The organism is Nocardia miyunensis NBRC 108239 (assembly GCF_001613065.1).
Lineage (GTDB): Bacteria > Actinomycetota > Actinomycetes > Mycobacteriales > Mycobacteriaceae > Nocardia > Nocardia miyunensis.
This window is the reverse complement of the sequence record NZ_BDBQ01000001.1, coordinates 408,819-429,722: the sequence shown is the minus strand read 5'-3', so window position 1 is coordinate 429,722 and position 20,904 is coordinate 408,819. Positions and strand designations below refer to the sequence as shown.

Genomic DNA, 20,904 nt, shown 5'->3' with positions numbered 1-20,904 from the left:
GTGGTGACCACCGAAGACAGCACAGCGACCCCCGCGGCGGCCGATGTCGCGAGCACGTTCACACCGCTGCCGCTGCCCGCGCCGGACGCCGACGTGGCCAGCTTCCTGTATCTGGAGTCCCGTCTCGCCGACGAGGGACGATACTCCGAGTGGGAATTGCTGTGGGCCGATGACGCACTCTACTGGGTGCCGATGCATCCGGATACCGATCCGCGGACCCAGCTGTCCTACATCTACGACAACCGTCGGCGCATCAAATCTCGTGTCGCGCAGCTCAATACCGGAAATCGGCACTCGCAGACGCCACCGTCGGTCATGCGACGCATATTGAGCAACATGGAGGTGCTGGAGTCCACCTCCGACACGGTGACGGTGGGTTCCAATTTCGCGGTGTTCGAGTATCGCCACACCCAGCGCATCTGGGCCGGACGGGTGATCCACACCGTGCGCCGCATCGGCAGCGGGTTCGAACTCGTTTCCAAGACAGTGCATCTCGTCGGTGCGGGGGGACCGCTCGACACCCTCGCCTTCCTGATCTGACCCGATTACCCGATACACCGAAGGTGCGAACCTTCCTGAAATATTTGCGAGGAACTGTGCTGGTAGGCGACATTCCGCGGAATAACGCGCGACGTTATCCCGGCAAGACCGCAGTCGTCGAGGGCGGACGCACGCACACCTGGTCGCAGGTGGACGAGCGGTCCGGCCGGTTGGCCCGATATCTCGTCGGTCAGGGCTTGCGGAAGGGCGACCGCGTGCTCGTGCTCGCCCGGAACTGTCTGGAGTGGCCCGAAGCGACGTTCGCGTTGGCCAAGGCGGGATTGGTCGCGGTGCCGGTGAACATACGGCTGGCGCCCGACGAGTTGGCGCATGTGCGCGACGATTCCGGGGCACGCGTGGCAATCGTGCACACCGACCAGATCGAGCGGTTCGGCGGTGAGCTCCGCGACCTCGACCTGATCGTCAGGATCGGGAGCGACGACGACGCGAATACCGCTGTCGGACAGGAATACGACGCCGCCCTCCGCCAGGGTCAGCATGCTGTGTTGCCGTCGGTCGACCCGGACGACATCTTGTTCCTGCTCTATACGAGCGGTACCACCGGTAGGTCCAAGGGTGTGGTGAACACGCACCGCGCACTGCTCGCGCAGGCGGTCGACACCAATCTCGTCACCGAGGGGAACCGGTCGGACGTCTTCCTGGCCACCACACCGTTCTTCACGGCGGGCGGGATGGTCCGGACCGTGTCGTGGACGTACCTCGGTCAGACCATGGTGATCCACAAGAAGTTCGACCCGCAGGCGGTCATCGACGAGATCGAGCGCAGCGGAATCACATTCACCACATTCATTCCGACCATGCTCCAGCGCACACTGCGCATCCTCGAGGACGGCCCGCCTCGCGACATGTCGAGTCTGCGCCGGATCAGCTACGGCTCGTCACCGGTACCTCCCGGACTGGCGCGTAAGGCGATGGACCTGCTCGGTTGCGAACTGCAGCAACGGTACGGGCTCACCGAATGCGGTGGCCAGGCGACGATCCTCACGCCGCAGGACCACAGAGACATGGTCGCGGGCAAGACGTCGATCCTCACCTCCTGCGGTCAGGAGACGCCGATGGTCTCGATACGCATCGTCGATGCCGAAGGCGAAGAGGTCCAGGCCGGCGAGATCGGTGAGATTGTCATCGAATCCGACGCCAACGCGGTCGGTTACTGGAACCGGGCCGAGCAGACCGCGCAGACCTTCCGGCCCACCGGTCTGTGGTCGGGCGATCTCGGATTCCTCGACGAGGAGCGGTACCTGCACATCACCGGTCGTAAGACGGACATGATCATCTCGGGCGGATTCAATGTCTATCCGGCGGAGATCGAACGCGTCATCGGACGCCACGGCGCCGTGGAGATGGTGGCGGTCGTGGGTGTTCCGGATCCCGAATGGGGCGAAACTCCCGTCGCGGTCGTGGTTCCGCGCGGCGACATCGACACCGATGTGGTCACCGGCGAACTCACCACGCTCTGTCGAGCCGAACTCGCCGGCTACAAGCAGCCTCGGCGTTTCGTGTTCCGAACCGAATTGCCGCTGGGTCCGGCGGGCAAGATCCTCAAGCGCGTCATCGCCGACGAACTTCGCGCGATCGCAGCCGAATAGGGGCACGCGATGAGTGATGTGGTGGACAGTGTCGGCCGTGCCGCACACAACGAGATGCTGCGCGCGGCGACGGTGTGGGAGTTGGTCGCCGAACGAGCCGAGGTGAGTCCCGAGGCGGAATTCGCCGTGGACGAGCACCGTCGGCACTACACGTTCGGTGGCTTCCGGGAACTGGCCGACGGTATCGCGGCGACGCTGTACGCGCGCGGGGTTCGGCCCGGAGACGTGGTGTCGTGGCAGCTGCCCAACAGCGTCGAGACCATGGCGATGGCCGCCGCGCTCTCCCGTCTGGGTGCGATACAGAACCCGATCATTCCGGTTTTGCGCGATGCGGATGTCGAGTTCATCACCGACCAGGTGCGGGCGTCACTGTTGATCGTTCCGCGCGAGTTCCGTGGATACGCGCACGGCGAGATGGCGCAACGGGTGCAGGCCTCGGTCGAGGGGCTCGAGGTACTGATCGTCGACGATGCCTGGGAACTGGGTGATCCGGCACAACTACCGCCACGCGAGCAGTCGGACCGCGTCGGGGACGAGATCGATTGGATCTTCTACACGTCAGGAACCACGGCCGCTCCGAAGGGGGTCAAACACACCGATCGCGGATTGATCGCTGCCGCAAGGACATTCGTGTCCAACCTCGAGGTCGGACCGGAGGACCGCTGTGCGGCCTTCGTGCCCATCGCCCACGTCGGGGGCATCGCGCACATTCTGCACGCGTTCCTCATCGGGCATGCGCTGATCGTGAGCGCTGTATTCGATCCGGAACGCAACGCCGATCAACTCATCGAGGGCCGCGCGACGCTGGTGGGGTCGGGTCTGCCGTTCACCAACGAGTACCTGCGGATCGCCCAGGAGCGCGGAGCAGCGCCGCTGTTCCCGTATTCGCGAGCCACCCTCGGAGGTGGTTCCGGTAGGCCGGCATCGCTCAGCGACCAGGCGCGGGAGTTGCTCGGGGGTGTGGGAATCATCTCCGGCTACGGGATGACCGAGTGCCCCTACATCACGTGGGGCACTCCACACGACACTGCCGTCCAGCACGCGGAATGCGAGGGCATCCCCGGTGCGGGCGGCGAGGTGCGCATCGTCTGCGATGGCGAGCGGGTCGCGGACGTCGGTGAGATCGGCGAAATCCGTGTCCGCGGGCCGCAACTCTTCCGTGGGTACGTCGACAGTGCACTGGATGCGGATGCACTGGACGCACACGGTTTCTTTCGCACCGGCGACCTGGGCTATCTCGACGGCGACGGCCGGCTGGCGGTGACGGGACGGATCAAGGACATCATCGTGCGGAAAATGGAGAACATCTCCGCCCGTGAGGTCGAGGAGACGTTGATCGATGATCCGATGATCGCGGATCTCACCGTGATCGGCCTTCCGGATGCGGTGTCGGGGGAGCGGGTGTGCGCGGTCGTGGTCGCGGCCGATCACAGCAACCCGCCGACGCTGGAGTCGGTACAGAACTACCTGCGGACCACCCCGTTGAACATTCGCAAATTCCCCGAACAGGTCGAAGTGGTGGATGCCATTCCCCGCAATCCGCTGGGAAAGATATCCAAACCCGCGCTGCGACAGCGATACATCGCCCGGAACGCCGACGAGAAGGTGGCCGCCATGACCTCCGAGAGTGACCTCACCGAGTTCACCACCATCGAATTCGATGTGGCCGACCACATCGCGACGATCACCTTGAACCGGCCCGATCGCATGAACTGCTTCAACGAGGTGATGGCCGGGGAGATGGTTCGGGTGTGGGCGCGAGTCCGGGACGACGACGACATCCACGTGGCAGTACTGCGCGCCAACGGAGAGCGCGCGTTCTGCACCGGAGTCGATCTGAGCGCGGGTGCGTGGTGGGCGGATCGCAACCGGTGGATTCAGGAAGATCCCGGAGTTTCGCTCGGGCCGCGGCAGCATCGCGTCTGGAAGCCGGTGATCTGCGCGGTGCAGGGCATGGCCGCGGGTGGGGCGATGTATTTCATCAACGAATCCGACATCGTGATCTGTTCCGACGACGCGACGTTCTTCGATCCGCACGCCAACGGTGGCATGGTTTCCTCGTTGGAGCCCATCGGAATGCTCGCTCGCGGCGTCGCGCTCGGCGAGGTGATGCGATGGGCGCTGCTCGGTAGCGACGAACGGATGACCGCGGACACCGCACTGCGGGCCGGGATCGTCACCGAGGTCACGCCGGCATCCGAACTGAGAACCCGTGCGCATCAGCTGGCCACCGAGATCGCCGCGCGTCGCCCCGAGGCGATTCAGGGAACTGTGCGCGCGATCTGGGAGTCCATCGACATGACGCCCTCGATGGCACTGCGAAACGGCTTGTCGTACACGCAGATCGGCAATCGGGGTGAAGGTCGCACCGACTCGCGCAAGAACAAGCGCGCGCCTCGTTTCCGGTGAGTTGCGATGAGCGTGAGGTCTATCAAGGAGATTCGAAGTGAGCAGCAGTAGAAGTGGATCCCCCGCAGCAATCTCGACCGAGACCGAGCTCGCTCGATTCTCGTTGCTGATCGGTGGAGTGGACGTCGAGTCGGAATCCGGGCGCACCTACGACAGCACCGACCCGTATACGGCGTCGCCGTGGGCCAGAGTGTCCGACGGTTCGGCCGCGGACATCGACCGTGCGGTCGAGGCCGCCCGTGCCGCGCTGGACGGGCCGTGGGGTCGATTGACCGCAACAGCCCGCGGAAAACTGCTGTGGAAACTCGGCGACATCATCGCTCGCGAAGCCGAGAACTTGGCCGAGCTCGAGGTCCGCGACGGCGGAAAACTGTTGCGCGAGATGTCCGGTCAGATGAAGAGCCTGCCGGATTACTATTACTACTACGCCGGCATGGCCGACAAGCTCGAGGGCGCGGTTGTTCCGACCGACAAGCCGAACTACCTTGTCTACACCAAGCATGAACCGGTGGGGGTCGTCGGCGCGATTACGCCGTGGAACTCGCCACTGCTGTTGCTGAGCTGGAAATTGGCCGCGGGCCTCGCCGCCGGGTGCACTTTCGTGGTCAAACCGAGCGACTACACACCGGCCTCGACGGTTGCATTCGCGAAACTGTTCGAGGAGGCCGGTTTCCCGCCGGGCGTGATCAACGTCGTCACCGGCTGGGGGCCCGAGACCGGAGCCGCACTGGCCGCGCACCCCGGCGTCGACAAGATAGCGTTCACCGGATCGACCGAAACCGGAATCAAGGTGGGGCGAGCCGCTCTGGGCAACATGACCCGGTTCACCCTCGAGCTCGGCGGAAAATCGGCTCAAGTGGTCTTTCCCGACGCAGACCTCGACGCGGCCGCCAATGGAGTGATCTCCGGAATCTTCGCGGCTACCGGCCAAACCTGCCTCGCCGGTAGTCGCTTGCTGGTGCACGAAAGCGTTGCCGAGGAACTGGTCGCCAAGATCGTCGACCGGGCCTCGACGATCGTTCTCGGCGACCCGAAGGATCCGAAGACAGAAATGGGCCCGGTATCGAACGAGCCACAATATCGAAAGGTGCTCTCGCACTTCGAATCCGCCAGGGAGCAGGGCGCCACGATCGCCTACGGCGGTGAGGCATCGAGTGAACTCGGCGGATACTTCGTCGAGCCCACGGTGCTGACGAACGTCACCTCGGACATGCGCGCGGTCGTCGAGGAGATCTTCGGTCCCGTGCTCGTGGTCTCGACGTTCACCGACGAGGACGAGGCCGTCGCCGCTGCGAACGGAACGGAATTCGGCCTGGCAGGGGCGGTCTGGACCAAGGACGTCCATCGTGCGCACCGGATCGCCGGTCGGCTGCGCGCGGGAACCGTCTGGGTCAACGCGTATCGCGCGGTCTCGCCCAGTGTGCCGTTCGGCGGCGTCGGATCCAGCGGTATCGGCCGCGAGAACGGCATCGGCGCAGTCCAGGACTTCACCGAAACCAAAGCCATCTGGGTGGAACTGACCGGCGCTACGCGCGATCCGTTCACGCTCGGCTGACATCACCACTGCGAAGGGTACAACTATGGCGGACAAGATCAATGCGGTCATCGTGGCCGGTGCGCGCACCGCGATCGGCACGGCGTTCAAAGGCGCGCTGCGCGATACCAGCGCGATGGAACTCGCCGAAGTAGTGATCGGAGAGGTGCGTAAGCGCTCCGGTCTCGATGTCTCCCAGGTCGACGACATCATTCTCGCCGAGTCCAACTACGGCGGCGGCGACATGGCCCGGCACGCGGCCGTGGTCCTCGGCATGCCGCAGGTGCCCGGCCAAGCCGTCAATCGGCACTGCGCCGGTGGCCTGACCGCGATCGGTAACGCCGCCGGCCAGATCGTTTCCGGTGCCGAGCGGGTGATCATCGCCGGAGGTACGCAATCGACATCGACGAGCCCGATCCAGACGTGGCGTACGCCGGGGCGAGTCGACGAGTTCACCGAGAAGTGGATGCCGCCGACGCACCCCGATACGGTCGAAGCGCCGAACATGGACATGTCCATCACGGTCGGCTGGAACACTGCCAAGGAAGTCGGCCTCACGCGGGAAGAGTTGGACGCCTGGGCATTCCGGTCACATCAGCGTGCGGTCGCCGCCATCGATGCGGGCACCTTCGTCGACGAGATCGTGCCCGTGCGGGTACGCCAGGCCGACGGCACCCACACGGAGTTCAGTGTCGACGAGCATCCTCGACGCGACTCCAGCCTGGCGAAGCTTGCGAGCTTGAAGGTGCTGCACCCCGAGATCGAGGGCTTCTCGATCACCGCCGGCAATGCCAGCGGCGTGAACGACGCGGCCGCCGCTGTCATGGTGGTCGGCAGTGACCTTGCCGCCGAACGGGGACTACCGGTGCTGGCGACGGTCGAGGCATGGGCCGCGACGGCGATCGACCCCGCGCTGACGGGACTGGCTGTCCTGGATGTCATTCCCAAGGTTCTCGATCGCGCGGGTATAGGCGTCGCCGACGTAGCTCTGTGGGAGATCAACGAGGCGTTCGCCTCCGTGCCGGTGGCAGCGTGCAAGAAGCTCGGCATCGATGAATCGCTCGTCAACGTGAGCGGCAGCGGTTGCAGCCTCGGACATCCGGTGGCCGCGTCGGGCACTCGAATGGTCATCAGCCTGATGCACGAATTGGGACGCCGCGGTGGCGGATACGCCGTCGCTGCGATGTGCGCGGGCGGTGGCCAGGCCGGTGCCGTCGTACTGAAGGTTCCCGCGGTAACGAAGTGACCATCTCGGCCGCAAGGCTCCGGCGCGAAGGGCGACTCGATGAACGTTGAACCGGACACTGTCGACATATTGGGAGCAGGTGTTCGCCTGTGCGCGGATCGGTGGGAACCGGCGCCGGGTGACGCGGCGCCCCGTGGCATCGTGCTGCTGCTGCACGGGGGCGGGCAGACCCGCCATTCATGGCGCACGACAGGTGAACGACTCGGGCGTCGAGGCTGGATCGCGTATGCGGTGGACCTGCGCGGACATGGCGACAGTGAGTGGGACGCTGCCGGCGACTACGGAATGCCGGTAATGATCGAGGATGTTCGGCTCATGGTTTCCCATGTGCGGCAACGTAATCCGGGCCTCGGAATCGCACTGGTCGGCGCATCGCTCGGTGGCAAAGTGGCGCTCATCGCGATGGGGGAGGACCCGAATCTGGCCCAGGCTCTGGTGCTGGTCGACATCGCGGTGCGGGTGGAACAGGCCGGCGGGAAGAGGGTGCGCGACTTCATGCGCAGTGCACCCGACGGATTCTCCTCCCTCGAGGAGGCGTCCGAGGTTATCTCGGCCTACAACCCGCGCCGACCACGACCGAAGAATCTGGAGGGACTGAAGAAGAACCTGCGTCTGCGCGATGGGCGTTGGCACTGGCACTGGGACCCACGCGTGATGTTTCCCGCAGACGCCGAGAACCATGCCGACACCCCGGTGAGCGCCGTCATCTATGAACGCTCGAAGCGTGCTGCTCGACAGATTTCCGGTCCCGTCCTGCTGGTACGGGGTAAGGAGTCGGATGTCGTTTCCGACGACGGAGTCGTCGAGATGCGCGAATTGATCCCGCACGCACAGGTTGTGGACGTCCGAGACGCGGGCCACATGGTTGCCGGAGACGACAACGACATCTTCACGGCGAACCTGCTCGACTATCTCGATTCCGCCCTCGAACCCTCCGAATCGTACTTGTAGAAAAGAGAATTTCCATGTCCTACGATCCCGCAGTCGCCAACCGTGTCCTCGCCGGCCTGCGCCCGTTTCCCGTTGCCATCACCACCGTCGACGGCGGATTCGCCAACGGCCTGATGTCGTTGTCGGCGGGCTCGGCGAGCATCATTCCCGAGGCGCCTCGTGCAACGATCAGCCTGACCAAGTACAACAAGACCCACGACATGGTCTCGAACTCGGGCATTTTCGTCATGCACATGCTCAGTGCCGAAGACGAGCAGGTGCACAAGTCACTCGAGATTCTGATGACGCTCGGCGGTAGCTCGGGCCGTGACGGCGACAAGATCGGCAAACTTCGTACCAAGACCGGCGTGACCGGCGCGCCGATCCTGCTCGACGCGCACAGCTACGTCGAGGCTCGCGTGATGGGCACGCTCGATGTCGAGGAGAGTTCGATCTTCGTCGGTGACGTCGTCGCGACGGAGATCCTCAACGAGGGCCAGCGTCTGCGGATAGGTGATGCGTGGAGCAAACTGCCTGCCGACTGGATCGCCCAGTACGACGCGAACCATGAACCACAGCTCGCCAACGCTCGCGCCCGCCGGTTCGGCGCGAAAGCCTAGGTACGGCGTCGATGACGACCATCGAACAGAAGTCCGTCACCGGTGCCTGGGAGCTTCCGGAGGAGTTTCGACTGCTCCGCGAGACGGTGCGCCGATTCATGGAGGCCGAGGTACGTCCGCTCGAGGACTCCCTCGCGCACGATGTCGCCGGTCTGCCGCGCGCACAGCTTCTTCCGTTGCAGGCCAAGGCGCGTGCTCTCGGGCTGTGGGCGTTGCAGACTCCCGAGGAGTTCGGCGGCGCCGGACTCAGTGTGCTGGGTCAGGCGGTCGTTGCGGAAGAAGCGGCGAAATGCCGTATGGGAGCCTTCTTCCCAGCTCTCGGTGCTTTCGGCGGGAACCCTCCGAACATCATGTTCAAGGCGAGCCGAGCGCAGTTCGAGAAATTCGCGCGGCCGATCATCGATGGCACGATGACCAAGGCGTACACCGCGATCAGCGAGGCGTCCGGTGGCTCCGACCCGGCTCGCGCCATCAAGCTCAGAGCGGTTCGCGACGGTGATCACTACGTGCTCAACGGCAGCAAGATGTGGACTTCGCATGCGGAGAACGCGGACTGGGGCGTCGTCTACGCGCGTACCGGTGAAGGCCGCGGCGGCATCTCGTGCTTCATCGTCGAGAACGGTACTCCCGGACTGACGTTCAGCCGCATCGGCGTGGTCGCCTCGTTCTCGCCGTACGAACTGCACTTCGACGATGTCCGCATTCCGGTGAGCAACCTCGTCGGCGAAGAAGGCGGCGGATTCTCGCTGGCCAGCGACTTTCTCGTGCACAGTCGAATCATCTACCCGGCCGGGCCGATCGGAATCGCCCAGTCGGCCCTGGACATGGCGTGCCGATGGGCCAGGGATCGCGACGTGTTCGGCGGAAAGCTGGCCGACAAGCAGGGAATTCAGTGGATGCTGGTCGAGTCGGAGGTGGAATTGCGTGCCGCACGCCTGCTCGTGTACCAGGCGGCCTGGAACGCCGATCTGGGCAAGGACGTCAAGGTCGACGCATCGATCGCGAAGATGTACGGCACCGAGAAGGCCTATGACGTGATCGACCGTTGCATCCAGATTCACGGAGCGCTCGGTTTGGCCGACGAGCTTCCGTTGGAGCGATGGTTCCGCGACCTCAGGGTGAAGCGTCTGGGTGAGGGGGCCACCGAGGTGCAGCGCGTCATTATCGCCCGAGAGCTGTTGAAGTGAGAGAACGTATGAAGTTCAATCTGATTTTCCCGATGCGGGCGGTCAAGCACTATCCGCGGTGGATCGGCGAGTCCGACTTCGGCGCCGTGGCGAAGTTCGTGGAGGATGCCGGATTCGATGGCCTCTCGGTCAGTGAGCATCCGTATCCGGACAAGAAGTGGCTGGCCAACGGCGGCCATCATGCCTTCGATCCGTTCGTCGCGCTCAGCGTCGCCGCCCAGGCCACCAGCCGGCTGCGGCTGATCACCTATGTGATGGTCGCGGGATATCGCAGTCCGTATCTGGGTGCGAAATCGGCGGCGTCGCTGGATCTGATGTCCGGCGGGCGGCTGACGCTGGGCCTGGCCGCGGGGTATCTGAAGTCCGAATTCGAGGCTCTCGGGGCCGATTTCGCGCGTCGCGGGGCGCTGCTGGACGAGGCGATCGCGGCGATGCGGGCGAGTTGGGCCGGGGTCGACCACGATGGCCCGGAATTCGGTGTGGCGGACCATATTTCGCTGCCCGCGCCGGATCAGCCGGGCGGGCCCCCAATCTGGATCGGCGGTAACAGCGCCGCGGCGCGCCGCCGCGCGGTCGAACTCGGTGACGGCTGGCTGCCGATGGGGCAGTCCGCGGAGATGGCCGCGATCACCCGATCGCTGCCGCTGGAAGATATCGGTACGTTGCGCACGATGATCGGCGAGCAGAACGCCCGGCGCGCGGAGCTCGGTAAGTCCGCGCTGGACGTTTCTTTCGTGCCGTTCGAGGCGAGTCTGCTGCGTAGCGGCGACACCGCCGCGTTCTGCGATGCGGTGCAGCCGCTGCTGCCGGAGTACGCCGATGCCGGGGTCACCTGGATCACCATCGAGCCGGCCAGCCGCAGTATCGACGATTTCCGGGTCGACGTCTCGATGATCGCCGACCGGCTGCTCGAGCCGAATCGGTAAGAGCCGCTGATGGTTTCGCAGCTATAGAGGAGGGTAAAATGGCCGTGGCAGATCGGCTGGTCGTGTGTGCCAGCCACAGTCCGGGGATGATGCGCGATGTGGAACACGCCTTCGGCCTCGAATTTCGTGCCGGATTGGCCGAGGTTCGCGCCCTGGTCGGTGAATTCGCGCCCGATATCGTGGTGCTCTTCGGTGGTGACCATCGCCGGGCCTTCCGCAAGGTCGTGCCGGCGTTCGCGGTGGCGCTGAGCGCCGGCATCATGGCCGAGGCCGGTCAGCCGGGCGGCGAGCTGCGGGTACCGGCCGATGTGGCGCGAGGGCTTGCGGACCATTTGCTCGAGGTCGGATTCGATATCAGCGTTTGCCGGGAGATCGAGCTGGATCACGCCTTCGCGCAACCCCTGCGCGATCTGTCGGCGAGCCTGGACGCCTATCCGGTCATCCCGGTGCCGATCAATTGCGCCACCGCGCCGCTGCCGACTCCGGAGCGCGTACTCGAATTCGGCGCCGCTGTCGCAGAGTTTCTGGACGGTATCGATCAGCGTGTACTCGTGATCGGCACAGGTGGCTTGTCGCACTCTCCGCCGAGCCTGGAGGTCGACACTCACGATATGAGCGACGAGGAGCGAGCACGGATCATCGCCGCCGGCTACGCGGCGGCAGAGAAGAAGATCAAGCCGGTCTGGGATCAGGCATTTCTCGACGCTCTGACCTCGTGGGACACCTCCCGGCTGGCGGAGTTGGCCACGGTTGCGCACGAGCAGGCCGGTGTCGGGGCCAACGAAGTCCGGACGTGGCTGGCCGCCGGTGCGGCCGGTGGTGGCGAGCCGTTCGAACGCATTGCCTACGAACCGGTGCAGAAATGGATCACCGGTATGGGGCTCGCGATCTCCCGGCGATGAATGCCGCCGGGTTCGCGAACCCTCTCACGATCGGAATGAGGAAGTAGTGAGTGGACCGCTCGCAGGTGTGCGCGTTGTCGAAATGGCGGGCAAGGGCCCGGGTCCCTTCGCGGCGATGCTTCTGGCGGACATGGGTGCCGACGTTGTCCGTATCGACCGGGCAGGTCATACCACCGTCGGTTCAGGGCCTACCGGCCGTGGCCGGCGTCATGTCGAGGTCGACCTGAAGCAGCACGAAGGCGTTGAATTCGTCCTTCGATTGCTCTCCGGTGCGGACGTTCTGATCGAGGGATTCCGCCCGGGCACGATGGAGCGGTTGGGCCTGGGCCCGGACGAATGTCTGTGCCGCAATGAACGATTGGTTTATGCGCGCATGACCGGGTGGGGGCAGACCGGGCCGCTGGCCCGCGCCGTCGGCCACGATATCAACTATGTCGCGATCGCGGGGGCGCTCGGTTCGATCGGCCGGCGTGACGCGCCGCCGTCGGTGCCGCTGAACCTGGTGGGTGACTACGGCGGCGGTGCCCTCTATCTGGTCTACGGGATCATGTGCTCGCTCTTCGAACGCACGCGTTCGGGCAAGGGGCAGGTTGTCGATGCTGCCATGGTCGATGGCGCGGCGAGCCTGATGACGACATTCCACTGGGATCGCTCTGTCGGCCGGTGGTCGGATCAGCGCGGCACCAATCGGCTGGACTCCGGTGCGTTCTTCTACGACGTGTACGAGACATCCGACGGTGGCTACATGGCGGTCGGGTGCATCGAGCCCAAGTTCTACGAGGAGTTCCGTACCGTGCTCGGACTGGTGGATCCGAAATGGGATTCCGCGCAGACGGATGTCGCGTCGTGGCCGGAGCGGAAGGAGGAGCTGGCCGCGCTGTTCCGCACGCGGTCACGCGACGAGTGGTGCGAGGTGTTCGATGGCGTCGATGCCTGCGTAACCCCGGTTCTGGCCTTGGACGAGGTATCCACCCATGCTCACAACCGGCGGCGCGGGCTTATTCGGGAGTTCGGGGACGGTCTCGTGCCCGGGGTGGCACCGAGGTTGTCTCGCACTCCCGGTGCTGTCGCTGCGCGCCCCGAGGGTGGTATCGGTGAGCTGATGTCGGAATGGGGCATCGCGGTCTCAAAAGAGGCGTCTACGTCGTCGGCCCTAACTCCGATCCAGCACTCGAGGTAACCGCTTGCGCTGCGGGACCTCGTGTCGCAGAACTCGCTGACATCCCGGCCCGGTCGGGTAATCGTGCTGAACGACAAGGCGTCTCATGCCTCCGTTCGTCAGCAGGCGGGGCAGGCTCACGATGAGCCGGTTGTGTTGCCGATGTTAAAGTGAGAACATCATTTCGAAATTGTGGTTCTGACATCGGGGGTGGCTGGCGTGACCGGAGGCTGCGGGGAGGGCGCTGAATCGGTGCTTTCCGGCGGGCGTCATCTACGCCGGGCTGCGAATCCGGCCCGACAGGCGCTCTACGACGGTGAAGTGGAGAAATTGATCCGGACCGCCGAAGAGGTCATGGTCCGCAAGGGGCGTACGGAGATGCCCACGGTTGCCGAGATCGTCGGCGCGGCCGGGATGACGAATCAGGCGTTCTATCGGCATTTTCGCAGTCGCGACGACCTGATCGTGGCAACTTACGAGCAGGGGCTGCTGACGCTGCACAGTTATCTGCGGCATCGTGTATCGAAGTGCTCCGGCGTGCGCGATCGGATTCGGGCCTGGATCGACGGGGTGCTCGCGCAGATCGAGGATCCGCGACTATCGGAACTCAGTGCGGTGATCCTGTGGAATGTCGGCCAGATCGCCCGGGACAAGAGTGAGATCGAACCTGTCGGTTATGCGCGGATTCTCGACCTGCTCGCCGGAATCCTGTCCGAGGCCGGAGTCGCCGATCACGACCGCCACGCGCTGTTCGTGCAGACGTTGGTGCTCGGGATGACCGCCCGCTATCACGAGTCGGGTACGGTGCCGACGGCGACCGATCGTGCGCATCTGCTGCGGTTCTGCCTGGGCGGCATCGGAATTGCGTGAGCCCGACCTACGGCCTGGCTCGGCGGTGTTCGTCTTCGCGTAGTGCGCGGACCAGGACGGGAACCTCCGCGAGCGCTCGCATCGCGTCGTTGAGGTGGGTGCAGCCCTCGGTTCCGGAGAACTTGTCCAGCACGACGGTTCGGAGCTCGGAAAGTGGTGTGCCGAGCGCCTTTCCGACGTTGCGGGAGGCCAGGGGGCACTCATCGTAGGGTAGTACCCGGGGATCGGCGTCGATGGTGAGCAGCTCCCCGGTGTCCGGATCCGCGGTCGCCGTGAGCCGGTACTCGTGCACCGCCACGCGTCCCCCGGTGGGCACCGTCGAGCTGTCCTGGAACATCGAGTCGATGGTGATCACGTCGCCCACGTGCACGTCGATACGGCGGGCTCGGCGCATGGCCATATCCGTGATCTCTTCCAGCGCATGCCAACTCAGTGGATCGCCGCCGAGGGGGAGTGGCTGCACGGGCTGTACCTGATGGGTCCACTTGGAGGAGCCGTCGGGCATCAGGGCGCCGGAGCCGGGCTGGAATCCCGTGCAGATGCCGGTCATGTCGCGGACTGGCCGGGCGCTGATCTCCTGCATGAGCAGGTCGCGGTCGATCCAGCGGGAGTAGGCGAATCCGGCGATGAGGGAGGCGCCGGCGATGTCGTCGAGCAGAAGGTACAGCGGGGTTCCCGCGGCGGCCTCGTCGGCCATCGCCTCGGCCAGTGTCGCACGTGAGTTGCCGCCGCCTCGCGAACCGATCAGTTTCGTCACGTTCGGGCGGGTGGGGTGCGCCTCGATTTCTTCGATCGTGCGGGTGGCGGAGTTGATGCCCGCACGCATGGTGTCTTCGCGCAGCACCACCGGATCGCCACCGTTGTCGGGTGTCAACAGATCTCGTGCGCGCCCGACGAGCCGGAGTTGGGTTCCCGGTCCCGCGGGCCATCGCATATCGATGGTCGAGGTGCGCCGAACGGATCCAGGTCGACGCGGGGGAGTGGGCTCGGCCGGTCCTCTGGCAACGAGGCCAACCGGTATCTCGACCGTCAAGTCGATGCCTCCTTCGAGTCGTTCACACCGCAGTTCGTGCACGGCGTGGCCGGGCCGATACGCCAGCACGAGGTGCACCTAGTAATATATCACTTCTGGCCCGAAGGCAGGCCCGGGGATGGATGTCACCGTTGTGGTCGGTGATTCGCTCGGGCATGACTCAAGGGGCGACTTGTGCTCTGCCGCCGTGGATTTCGATACGCTGGCCGGTGATCTGGGCGGCCCGCTCGGAGACCAGGAACGACACCAGATCCGCAACATCGTCCGGTCGGGTGACCCGGCCGAACGGCATTCCGGCATCGAGGCTCGCGGCATTCTCGGCTCCGGTCACGGCATGCGCGAGACGGTCGCCCATCTGGGTGGTGACCAATCCGGGGGCCACGATGTTGACCCGAATGCCGTGTGTTCGTTCTTCGAGTTCCAAGGTCCGGCCGAGCGCCTCGAGCGCGGTCTTGCCCATCATGTACGGCGCGCCGCCCTCCTTCGGATTGGTTGTGGCGACACTGGATATCAGTACGACCGCGCCCCGTCCGCTCGTTCGCAGCAACGGCGTCAGGCCCGCGCACAGATAGAAGGCGCCGAGTGCGTGCACCGACAGCACGCGCACGACTTCGGCCGGATCGGTATCGGCGACGAAACGGCCCCGCTGGCGATGCCCGCATTGTGCACCAGGGCATCGGCCCGGCCGAAGTCTGCTGTCACGGATTCGACGAAAGCGGCCGTCGCGGCCTGGTCGGCGGCATCCACCCGGTACATGCGACCCTGTTGACCCAGTTGCTGTATCAGTTTCGTCGTTGTTTCGGCCGCCGCCTCGTCGCGGTTCCAGTGCCGGCGATGTCGAAGCCGTCGGTGGCAAGACGCACGGCGATCGCGCGACCGATGCCGCGGCCCGCGCCGGACACGACCGCAACGGGATTCTCGTTTGTCATGGCGCTCAACGGTTTTCGTAGATGGGGGTGCGGCGTTCGATGAACGCTGCCATCGCCTCGGGCTGGTCTGTGGTCGCGGTGGTGAGCACCTGCTGCCGGTTCTCCATCTCGATCGCGGTGTCCAGTGACGGCATCTCCAGCGCGAGCCACATGCCGCGCTTTGTCAAGGCCAGCGACATCGGCGGCGCGGCGAGTAGTGCGTCGATCGCGGCGTCGGTTCGTTCGAGTAGTTGTTCACCCGGAACGACATCGGCGAGCAGACCGATGCGCAACGCCTCCTGCGCATCGAAACGGCGTCCGGTGAGCATGAGCTCGTGAGCCCGGCCCGCTCCCACCAGCCGCGGCAGCATCCACGAGGTGCCGATATCGCAACCGGAGAAGCCAACGCGGATGAATGAGACCGCGAATTCCGCACTGTCGGAGGCGATTCGGATGTCGCAGGCGCTCACCAGAGCGAGCCCGCCGCCCGCCGCCGCGCCGTTGACCGCCGCCACGAACACCTGGGGTAGCCGCCGGATCTTCTGCACCAGTGTGGCGATCCGGGTCTGCACCATCATCGAGGATTGGACCGGGCCCAGTTCCTCCGAACCGGGAACCTCACCGAATCCGCCGAGGTCCAGGCCCGCGCAGAAACCGCGACCGGCGCCGGTCAGCACGACCACGCGGCACCGGTTGTCGGCGGCGAGTCGATCGAGTTCGCTGTGCAGCGCGTCCACCAGTTCGACCGTCATGGCGTTCAGTCGGGCGGGTCGATTGAGCCGCAGGACGGTGACGCCGTCTCTCGGCTGTTCGACCTCGATCAGCGGTTCGGGAGATGTGGGCATGCGCACACCATACATATCTAACCTAGATTAACAGGTTGTAGGTAGGCTGATTCGTGTCCACCCGGCTGGAACTCACCGAGGAGTGCACATGACCGAAGCGACAGCGGAGCCGATCCTGCTCACCGAACAGCGCGGTGGGGTCCGCATTCTCACCCTGCATCGCCCGGCCGCGCGAAATGCGTTGACCAGCAGTCTGATCGAGGCGTTGCGACGTGAACTGGCCGCCGCGGACAGCGACGATCGGGTGGATGTGATCATCTTGACCGGTACGGATCCGGCGTTCTGTGCGGGGTTGGACTTACGCGAACTCGGCGCGACCGGCGACAACGCCGCGCGGATCGCCGATGCGGAGGTCCCGGTGGGACATCCGTGGCGTCCGCTGTCGAAGCCGATCATCGGCGCGGTCAACGGTGCGGCTGTCACCGGGGGCCTGGAACTGGCCCTCGCCTGCGACTTTCTCATCGCCTCCGAGCGTGCTCGATTCGCCGACACCCATGCCAGGGTCGGGGTGCTGCCCGGGTGGGGCCTCACCGCCCGGCTGCCCGCTGCGGTGGGGCGTGGCTTCGCCCGCCGGATGAGCCTGTCGGGAGACTTCGTCGATGCCACGACCGCGCTGCGCGCGGGCTTGGTGACCGAGGTGGTCTCGCACGACCAGTTGCTGCCGACCGCGATGGAGGTGGCGGTCTCGGTGGTGGGCAACGATCAGGCCGGCGTCCGGACCCTGCTCGAGTCGTACCAGCGCGCCGAGGAGCATCTCGTCGATCCCGCCCTGACCGTCGAGGACGCGACATCGCGAGCTTGGATGACGGAGTTCGATCCGTCCAGGGTCGCCGATCGCCGCGCCGCGGTCATCGACCGGGGCCGCGCGCAGAACCGGGGCACGCCGCGCGGGTGAGGGTTCCGCCCCGGACGTGTGCGTCGGTCAGGCCTTCTTGGCGCTCAGTCCGGAGCGCTCTACTCGACGGGCGAAGTCGGCCGAGGTGAGCCGGTGGGACTGCAGCCGTGCACAATCGCGGAGATACGCCTCGTCCGGCAGTCCGGTTCGGGCGAGCTGGACGTACCCGGCCAGGGCCGCTGTTCCCGCGCGCGAGAGCGCCGTCGCGAACTCGATCGCCGTGCCGACGGGATCCTCGACGACCTCCGCGATGCCGTGTGTGGCGGCTTCTTCGACGGTGAGTTCTCCGTCGGTACCCAGCAATTTCCAGAGCAGACCGGGTGCCAGCCGCTCGAGCAGTGCGGCACCGCCTGTTCCTGGAATCAGCCCCATCCGTGCCCAGCCCTGGCCCAGCCGCGCCGACCGGGCCACGAATCGCCGATCGCACCACAGGGCGAGGTCGAGTCCGAGACCGATCGCGGCGCCGTTCACCGCGGCGACCGTGGGAATGCGGCATCCGCGCAAGGCCCGGGCGAGCTTCTGAAAGTGCTCGTACACAATGCTTTCCACGTCCGCGGGGGTAGCGCCGTCGATCGCCGACAGGATCGAGGGCAGATCACCCCCGGCGCAGAATGCCTGTTCTCCGGTCAGCACCAGCGCGGCGGCGCCGCTGCCGGCCGCGGTGTCGATGGCGTCCGCGACTTCGTCGGCTTCCTGTGGTCCCAGGGCGTTTCGACGCTCGGGCCAACGCAGGGTGACGATGGCAGCATGCTCGGATAGGTCGATCGTGACGCTCATTCATTCTCCTCGTACCGCGTGAGTGCCCGTGGTTGTATCCACCACACATAGATAACTTAGATTACCAAGTTGTAGGCAGTGGTGGGTGGTTACCCGTTCGGGGTCCGGTCGACCGTCGCGCACGTCGTCGCTCTGCAGCTCGCAGCCGTGCCTAGAGTTTGCCGAATATTGCTCGTCTGGCTTGGGCTCGGGTGGTGTCGGGTGTGGTGGCGGTGATCGTCGTGAGCAGCAGCTCGACTATCGGGGCCACGTTGTCCTCGATATGCTCGGCCGCAGTGGCGCGTTCGGCCGCGGTGAGTGCGAGGATGTGCATCAGCACGGTGCCGTAGAGCGCCTCGGTGATGGTCCGGATCGGTGCGTCCGGAGCGAGTTCGCCGCGCTCGATCGCGCGCTGGAACAGAGCGGTCGCGGCATCGCGGTGCATCGTCACGAGGTACGCGTGCACGTTGTCGAGACCGGTGGGTTCCGCGGCTTCGTCCATCGTGATGCGGAGCGACGCCCATCCCGCGGGGGACAGGAAGTAGCGCATCAGGCCGGCGGCCAGCGCCGTGGCGTCCTTGCGCAGCGAACCGTTGTCGGTGAAGGTGAGCGGTTTGGAATGTTGCTCGATTGCGTAGCGGATCAGCGCTTCCTTCGATTGCCAGCGTAGATACAGGGTGGACTTGCCGACGCCGGCGCGGCGTGCAACCGCGTCCATCGTGAAACCGCTCCATCCGGTACGGCCGTATTCCTGCAACGCTGCGGCAACCACTCGTTCCTCCATGTCGGGATCCCTGGGCCGACCGGCCCTCGGCCGTGACGTCTTCGCCACCGATACCACCTCCTGCTCCTGATCCGATGGTTTACCTAGTTAGTTTGGAGAATCTATTGCGGACGATAATTGTCGGTATTACCCTGATCACACTGCGCCAGTAGCGTGGATCATCCGCGAAGGAGGAACTGTGCGGGTCGACGTCGATCCCCAGCGCTGTCATGGGCACGCATTGTGCGCCGCCACGGCGCCCGATCTGTTCGATCTGGACGAACGCGGATACGCGATCGCCGCGAACGAGTTCGTGCCGGACGAGCACGCCGATGCCGCGGTGGCGGCCGCCGCGAGTTGCCCGGAGCAAGCCGTCGAGATCATCCGCTGACACGCTCCGGCGTCGTCTCATCACAGCACGTGGAGATTCCCCATGACCAATGTTTCTTTTGATCATCATTCGACCGAATATGCCAGGGATTGGCGGCGGATCAACGCCGACCTACGCGAGCGCTGCCCGGTCGCGCATACCGATGCGCATGGCGGGTACTGGGTTGTCAGCCGGTACGCGGACGTCGCGGAGGTCGTGCGCGATGACGAGACCTTCTCCTCGTATCACGAACTGCCCGATGGCTCCCACAACGGGGCCACCATCCCGGTGGGTCCGATGCGGCAGGTTCCGATCGAAATGGATCCGCCGGAGTTCTTCGAGTACCGCAAGCTCCTCACCGGTTACTTCTCGCCCGCGGAGGCCAGGAAGTGGGAGCCCTTCGTCCGGGAGGCCACCACCTACTGCATCGACTCGATTATCGAGTCCGGCCGCAGTGACGTGATTCTCGACATCGCCTCGCCGGTGCCGGCCATCTTCACCATGGCTCTGCTCGGTCTGCCGCTCGATGGCTGGCGGGTGTTCTCCGACGTGACGCACTCGATCATCCATTCCACACCCGGAACGGACGAGAACAACGCGGCCCTGGCCAATCTCCTGACGATTCTCGGTCAGGTCAACGAGGTTATCGCCCAACGCCGTGCGGAGCCCGCCGACGACCTGCTCTCTCATCTGGTGCACGCACGGATCAACGGCGAACCGCTGTCCGATGAACGGCTGATCGAGATCATCACGCTCGTGATCTTCGGCGGTGTCGACACGACCGGAAGTTTGATCGGTAACGCGCTGGAATGGCTGTACCGCAATCCGGAACAGCGTGATCTGTTGCGTACGGACCCCGAGTCGATCCCGAAGGCGGTCGAGGAGTTCCTGCGGTACTTCTCGCCGATCGCCGGTCTGGGGCGTACGGCGACCCGGTCGTGCACCGTCGGCGGTGAGAAGATCGACGCGGGCGAGCGGGTGTTCGTGTCCTGGTCGTCGGCGAACTTCGATCCCGAGGTGTTCGACGATCCCGACGAGATGATCCTCGATCGCTTCCCGAATAAGCATCAGGCGTTCGGCCTGGGGATCCATCGTTGCCTCGGATCACATTTCGCGCGGTCGGAAGCCCGGATCGTGCTCGAAGAGGTGCTGCGCCGGATGCCGGATTATGTCGTGACCGCTGCGGAGCCCTATCCTTCGATCGCCGTGGTGAACGGCTTCATCGGTCTTCAGGTCACCTTTACGCCCGGTTCTCCCGTCGGTTCCGAACTGAAGCTGTGAGCCCGCTCCGACCACCTGCTCCGACAGGGAATTTCGCACAGTCGCTGTGCTGGTCGAATATGCGAAACCGGCATCGGATCGGATCCAATTCGGTCGGGCCTCATCTGAATGGCGGTCTTC

General features: G+C 65.2%; 20 protein-coding genes and 2 pseudogenes. 16 read left to right on the top strand and 6 right to left on the bottom strand.

What is annotated here, in order from left to right:
• Window positions 1–66 precede the first annotated feature (66 nt).
• From NM2_RS01950 to NM2_RS01895, 13 genes and pseudogenes are all read left to right on the top strand, one after another.
• Complete coding sequence (locus NM2_RS01950; RefSeq protein WP_067663319.1) at window positions 67–540, top strand: aromatic-ring-hydroxylating dioxygenase subunit beta; 474 nt, start codon at window positions 67–69, stop codon at window positions 538–540.
• Between the two features lie 56 nt (window positions 541–596).
• Window positions 597–2,150: a class I adenylate-forming enzyme family protein gene (locus tag NM2_RS01945; protein WP_067663316.1), complete on the top strand. Its 1,554-nt coding sequence runs from the start codon at window positions 597–599 to the stop codon at window positions 2,148–2,150.
• 9 nt (window positions 2,151–2,159) lie between these two features.
• Window positions 2,160–3,689, top strand: a pseudogene (locus NM2_RS51295) (AMP-binding protein); the annotation flags it as partial.
• 75 nt (window positions 3,690–3,764) lie between these two features.
• Window positions 3,765–4,559: an enoyl-CoA hydratase/isomerase family protein gene (locus tag NM2_RS51290; RefSeq protein ID WP_245717803.1), complete on the top strand. Its 795-nt coding sequence runs from the start codon at window positions 3,765–3,767 to the stop codon at window positions 4,557–4,559.
• 37 nt (window positions 4,560–4,596) lie between these two features.
• Window positions 4,597–6,114 carry an aldehyde dehydrogenase gene (locus NM2_RS01935; protein ID WP_439956822.1) on the top strand — a complete coding sequence of 506 codons (1,518 nt, stop codon included), beginning with the start codon at window positions 4,597–4,599 and terminating at the stop codon, window positions 6,112–6,114.
• A gap of 25 nt (window positions 6,115–6,139) precedes the next feature.
• Window positions 6,140–7,339 (top strand): thiolase family protein, encoded by a 1,200-nt coding sequence (locus NM2_RS01930; protein WP_067662914.1) that lies wholly within the window; start codon window positions 6,140–6,142, stop codon window positions 7,337–7,339.
• Between the two features lie 39 nt (window positions 7,340–7,378).
• Window positions 7,379–8,290, top strand: a complete 912-nt coding sequence (locus NM2_RS01925; RefSeq protein WP_067662911.1) for an alpha/beta fold hydrolase — start codon at window positions 7,379–7,381, stop codon at window positions 8,288–8,290.
• A gap of 14 nt (window positions 8,291–8,304) precedes the next feature.
• Window positions 8,305–8,889: a flavin reductase family protein gene (locus NM2_RS01920; protein WP_067662908.1), complete on the top strand. Its 585-nt coding sequence runs from the start codon at window positions 8,305–8,307 to the stop codon at window positions 8,887–8,889.
• Between the two features lie 11 nt (window positions 8,890–8,900).
• Window positions 8,901–10,076 (top strand): acyl-CoA dehydrogenase family protein, encoded by a 1,176-nt coding sequence (locus NM2_RS01915; protein ID WP_067662905.1) that lies wholly within the window; start codon window positions 8,901–8,903, stop codon window positions 10,074–10,076.
• An 8-nt stretch (window positions 10,077–10,084) separates the two neighbouring features.
• Window positions 10,085–11,002: an LLM class F420-dependent oxidoreductase gene (locus NM2_RS01910; RefSeq protein WP_067662902.1), complete on the top strand. Its 918-nt coding sequence runs from the start codon at window positions 10,085–10,087 to the stop codon at window positions 11,000–11,002.
• Window positions 11,003–11,040: 38 nt separating this feature from the next.
• A complete protein-coding gene (locus NM2_RS01905; RefSeq protein ID WP_174575588.1) occupies window positions 11,041–11,904 on the top strand; it encodes a 3-carboxyethylcatechol 2,3-dioxygenase in 864 nt (287 codons plus the stop codon).
• 46 nt (window positions 11,905–11,950) lie between these two features.
• Complete coding sequence (locus tag NM2_RS01900) at window positions 11,951–13,084, top strand: CaiB/BaiF CoA transferase family protein (RefSeq protein ID WP_084530373.1); 1,134 nt, start codon at window positions 11,951–11,953, stop codon at window positions 13,082–13,084.
• Window positions 13,085–13,282: 198 nt separating this feature from the next.
• Window positions 13,283–13,933 carry a TetR/AcrR family transcriptional regulator gene (locus tag NM2_RS01895; protein ID WP_067662896.1) on the top strand — a complete coding sequence of 217 codons (651 nt, stop codon included), beginning with the start codon at window positions 13,283–13,285 and terminating at the stop codon, window positions 13,931–13,933.
• 7 nt (window positions 13,934–13,940) lie between these two features.
• Here NM2_RS01895 and NM2_RS01890 read toward each other — a convergent pair whose 3' ends face one another.
• The 4 genes and pseudogenes from NM2_RS01890 to NM2_RS01880 form a co-directional block, all read right to left on the bottom strand.
• The gene (locus tag NM2_RS01890; RefSeq protein WP_218025825.1) at window positions 13,941–14,807 is read right to left on the bottom strand and encodes a DUF2889 domain-containing protein; all 867 of its coding nucleotides are present in this window, start codon (window positions 14,805–14,807) and stop codon (window positions 13,941–13,943) included.
• Between the two features lie 319 nt (window positions 14,808–15,126).
• Entirely contained in the window at window positions 15,127–15,672 is a 546-nt protein-coding gene (locus tag NM2_RS50830) for an SDR family NAD(P)-dependent oxidoreductase (RefSeq protein WP_439956827.1), read from the bottom strand.
• Window positions 15,669–15,740: pseudogene (locus NM2_RS53330) on the bottom strand (hypothetical protein); the annotation flags it as partial. The gene NM2_RS50830 and the pseudogene NM2_RS53330, both read right to left, overlap by 4 nt.
• 160 nt (window positions 15,741–15,900) lie before the next feature.
• On the bottom strand, window positions 15,901–16,719 hold the full coding sequence (locus NM2_RS01880) for an enoyl-CoA hydratase/isomerase family protein (RefSeq protein WP_067663300.1): 819 nt from the start codon (window positions 16,717–16,719) through the stop codon (window positions 15,901–15,903).
• A gap of 88 nt (window positions 16,720–16,807) precedes the next feature.
• On the opposite strand from NM2_RS01880, the gene NM2_RS01875 reads away from it, so the two are divergent.
• The gene (locus NM2_RS01875; protein WP_067662894.1) at window positions 16,808–17,614 is read left to right on the top strand and encodes an enoyl-CoA hydratase; all 807 of its coding nucleotides are present in this window, start codon (window positions 16,808–16,810) and stop codon (window positions 17,612–17,614) included.
• Between the two features lie 27 nt (window positions 17,615–17,641).
• Here the strand turns inward: NM2_RS01875 and NM2_RS01870 are convergent, their stop codons facing one another.
• Together NM2_RS01870 and NM2_RS01865 are read right to left on the bottom strand one after the other, a co-directional pair.
• Window positions 17,642–18,391, bottom strand: a complete 750-nt coding sequence (locus NM2_RS01870) for an enoyl-CoA hydratase/isomerase family protein (protein WP_067662893.1) — start codon at window positions 18,389–18,391, stop codon at window positions 17,642–17,644.
• Window positions 18,392–18,542: 151 nt separating this feature from the next.
• Complete coding sequence (locus NM2_RS01865; RefSeq protein ID WP_051194386.1) at window positions 18,543–19,154, bottom strand: TetR/AcrR family transcriptional regulator; 612 nt, start codon at window positions 19,152–19,154, stop codon at window positions 18,543–18,545.
• Between the two features lie 178 nt (window positions 19,155–19,332).
• Here NM2_RS01865 and NM2_RS01860 point away from each other — a divergent pair, with 178 nt between their 5' ends.
• Together NM2_RS01860 and NM2_RS01855 are read left to right on the top strand one after the other, a co-directional pair.
• Complete coding sequence (locus NM2_RS01860; RefSeq protein ID WP_067662890.1) at window positions 19,333–19,524, top strand: ferredoxin; 192 nt, start codon at window positions 19,333–19,335, stop codon at window positions 19,522–19,524.
• A gap of 42 nt (window positions 19,525–19,566) precedes the next feature.
• A complete protein-coding gene (locus tag NM2_RS01855) occupies window positions 19,567–20,784 on the top strand; it encodes a cytochrome P450 (RefSeq protein WP_067662889.1) in 1,218 nt (405 codons plus the stop codon).
• Window positions 20,785–20,904: the final 120 nt, after the last annotated feature.

Excerpts from the sequence above, each read along its gene's own strand:
- NM2_RS01915 (WP_067662905.1), top strand. The coding sequence starts at position 8,901 with ATGACGACCATCGAACAGAAGTCCGTCACCGGTGCCTGGGAGCTTCCG.
- NM2_RS01910 (WP_067662902.1), top strand. The coding sequence starts at position 10,085 with ATGAAGTTCAATCTGATTTTCCCGATGCGGGCGGTCAAGCACTATCCG.
- NM2_RS01855 (WP_067662889.1), top strand. The coding sequence starts at position 19,567 with ATGACCAATGTTTCTTTTGATCATCATTCGACCGAATATGCCAGGGAT.
- NM2_RS01925 (WP_067662911.1), top strand. The coding sequence starts at position 7,379 with ATGAACGTTGAACCGGACACTGTCGACATATTGGGAGCAGGTGTTCGC.
- NM2_RS01920 (WP_067662908.1), top strand. The coding sequence starts at position 8,305 with ATGTCCTACGATCCCGCAGTCGCCAACCGTGTCCTCGCCGGCCTGCGC.
- NM2_RS51290 (WP_245717803.1), top strand. The coding sequence starts at position 3,765 with ATGACCTCCGAGAGTGACCTCACCGAGTTCACCACCATCGAATTCGAT.
- NM2_RS01930 (WP_067662914.1), top strand. The coding sequence starts at position 6,140 with ATGGCGGACAAGATCAATGCGGTCATCGTGGCCGGTGCGCGCACCGCG.
- NM2_RS01865 (WP_051194386.1), bottom strand. The coding sequence starts at position 19,154 with ATGGAGGAACGAGTGGTTGCCGCAGCGTTGCAGGAATACGGCCGTACC.
- NM2_RS01870 (WP_067662893.1), bottom strand. The coding sequence starts at position 18,391 with ATGAGCGTCACGATCGACCTATCCGAGCATGCTGCCATCGTCACCCTG.
- NM2_RS01875 (WP_067662894.1), top strand. The coding sequence starts at position 16,808 with ATGACCGAAGCGACAGCGGAGCCGATCCTGCTCACCGAACAGCGCGGT.
- NM2_RS01905 (WP_174575588.1), top strand. The coding sequence starts at position 11,041 with ATGGCCGTGGCAGATCGGCTGGTCGTGTGTGCCAGCCACAGTCCGGGG.
- NM2_RS01880 (WP_067663300.1), bottom strand. The coding sequence starts at position 16,719 with ATGCCCACATCTCCCGAACCGCTGATCGAGGTCGAACAGCCGAGAGAC.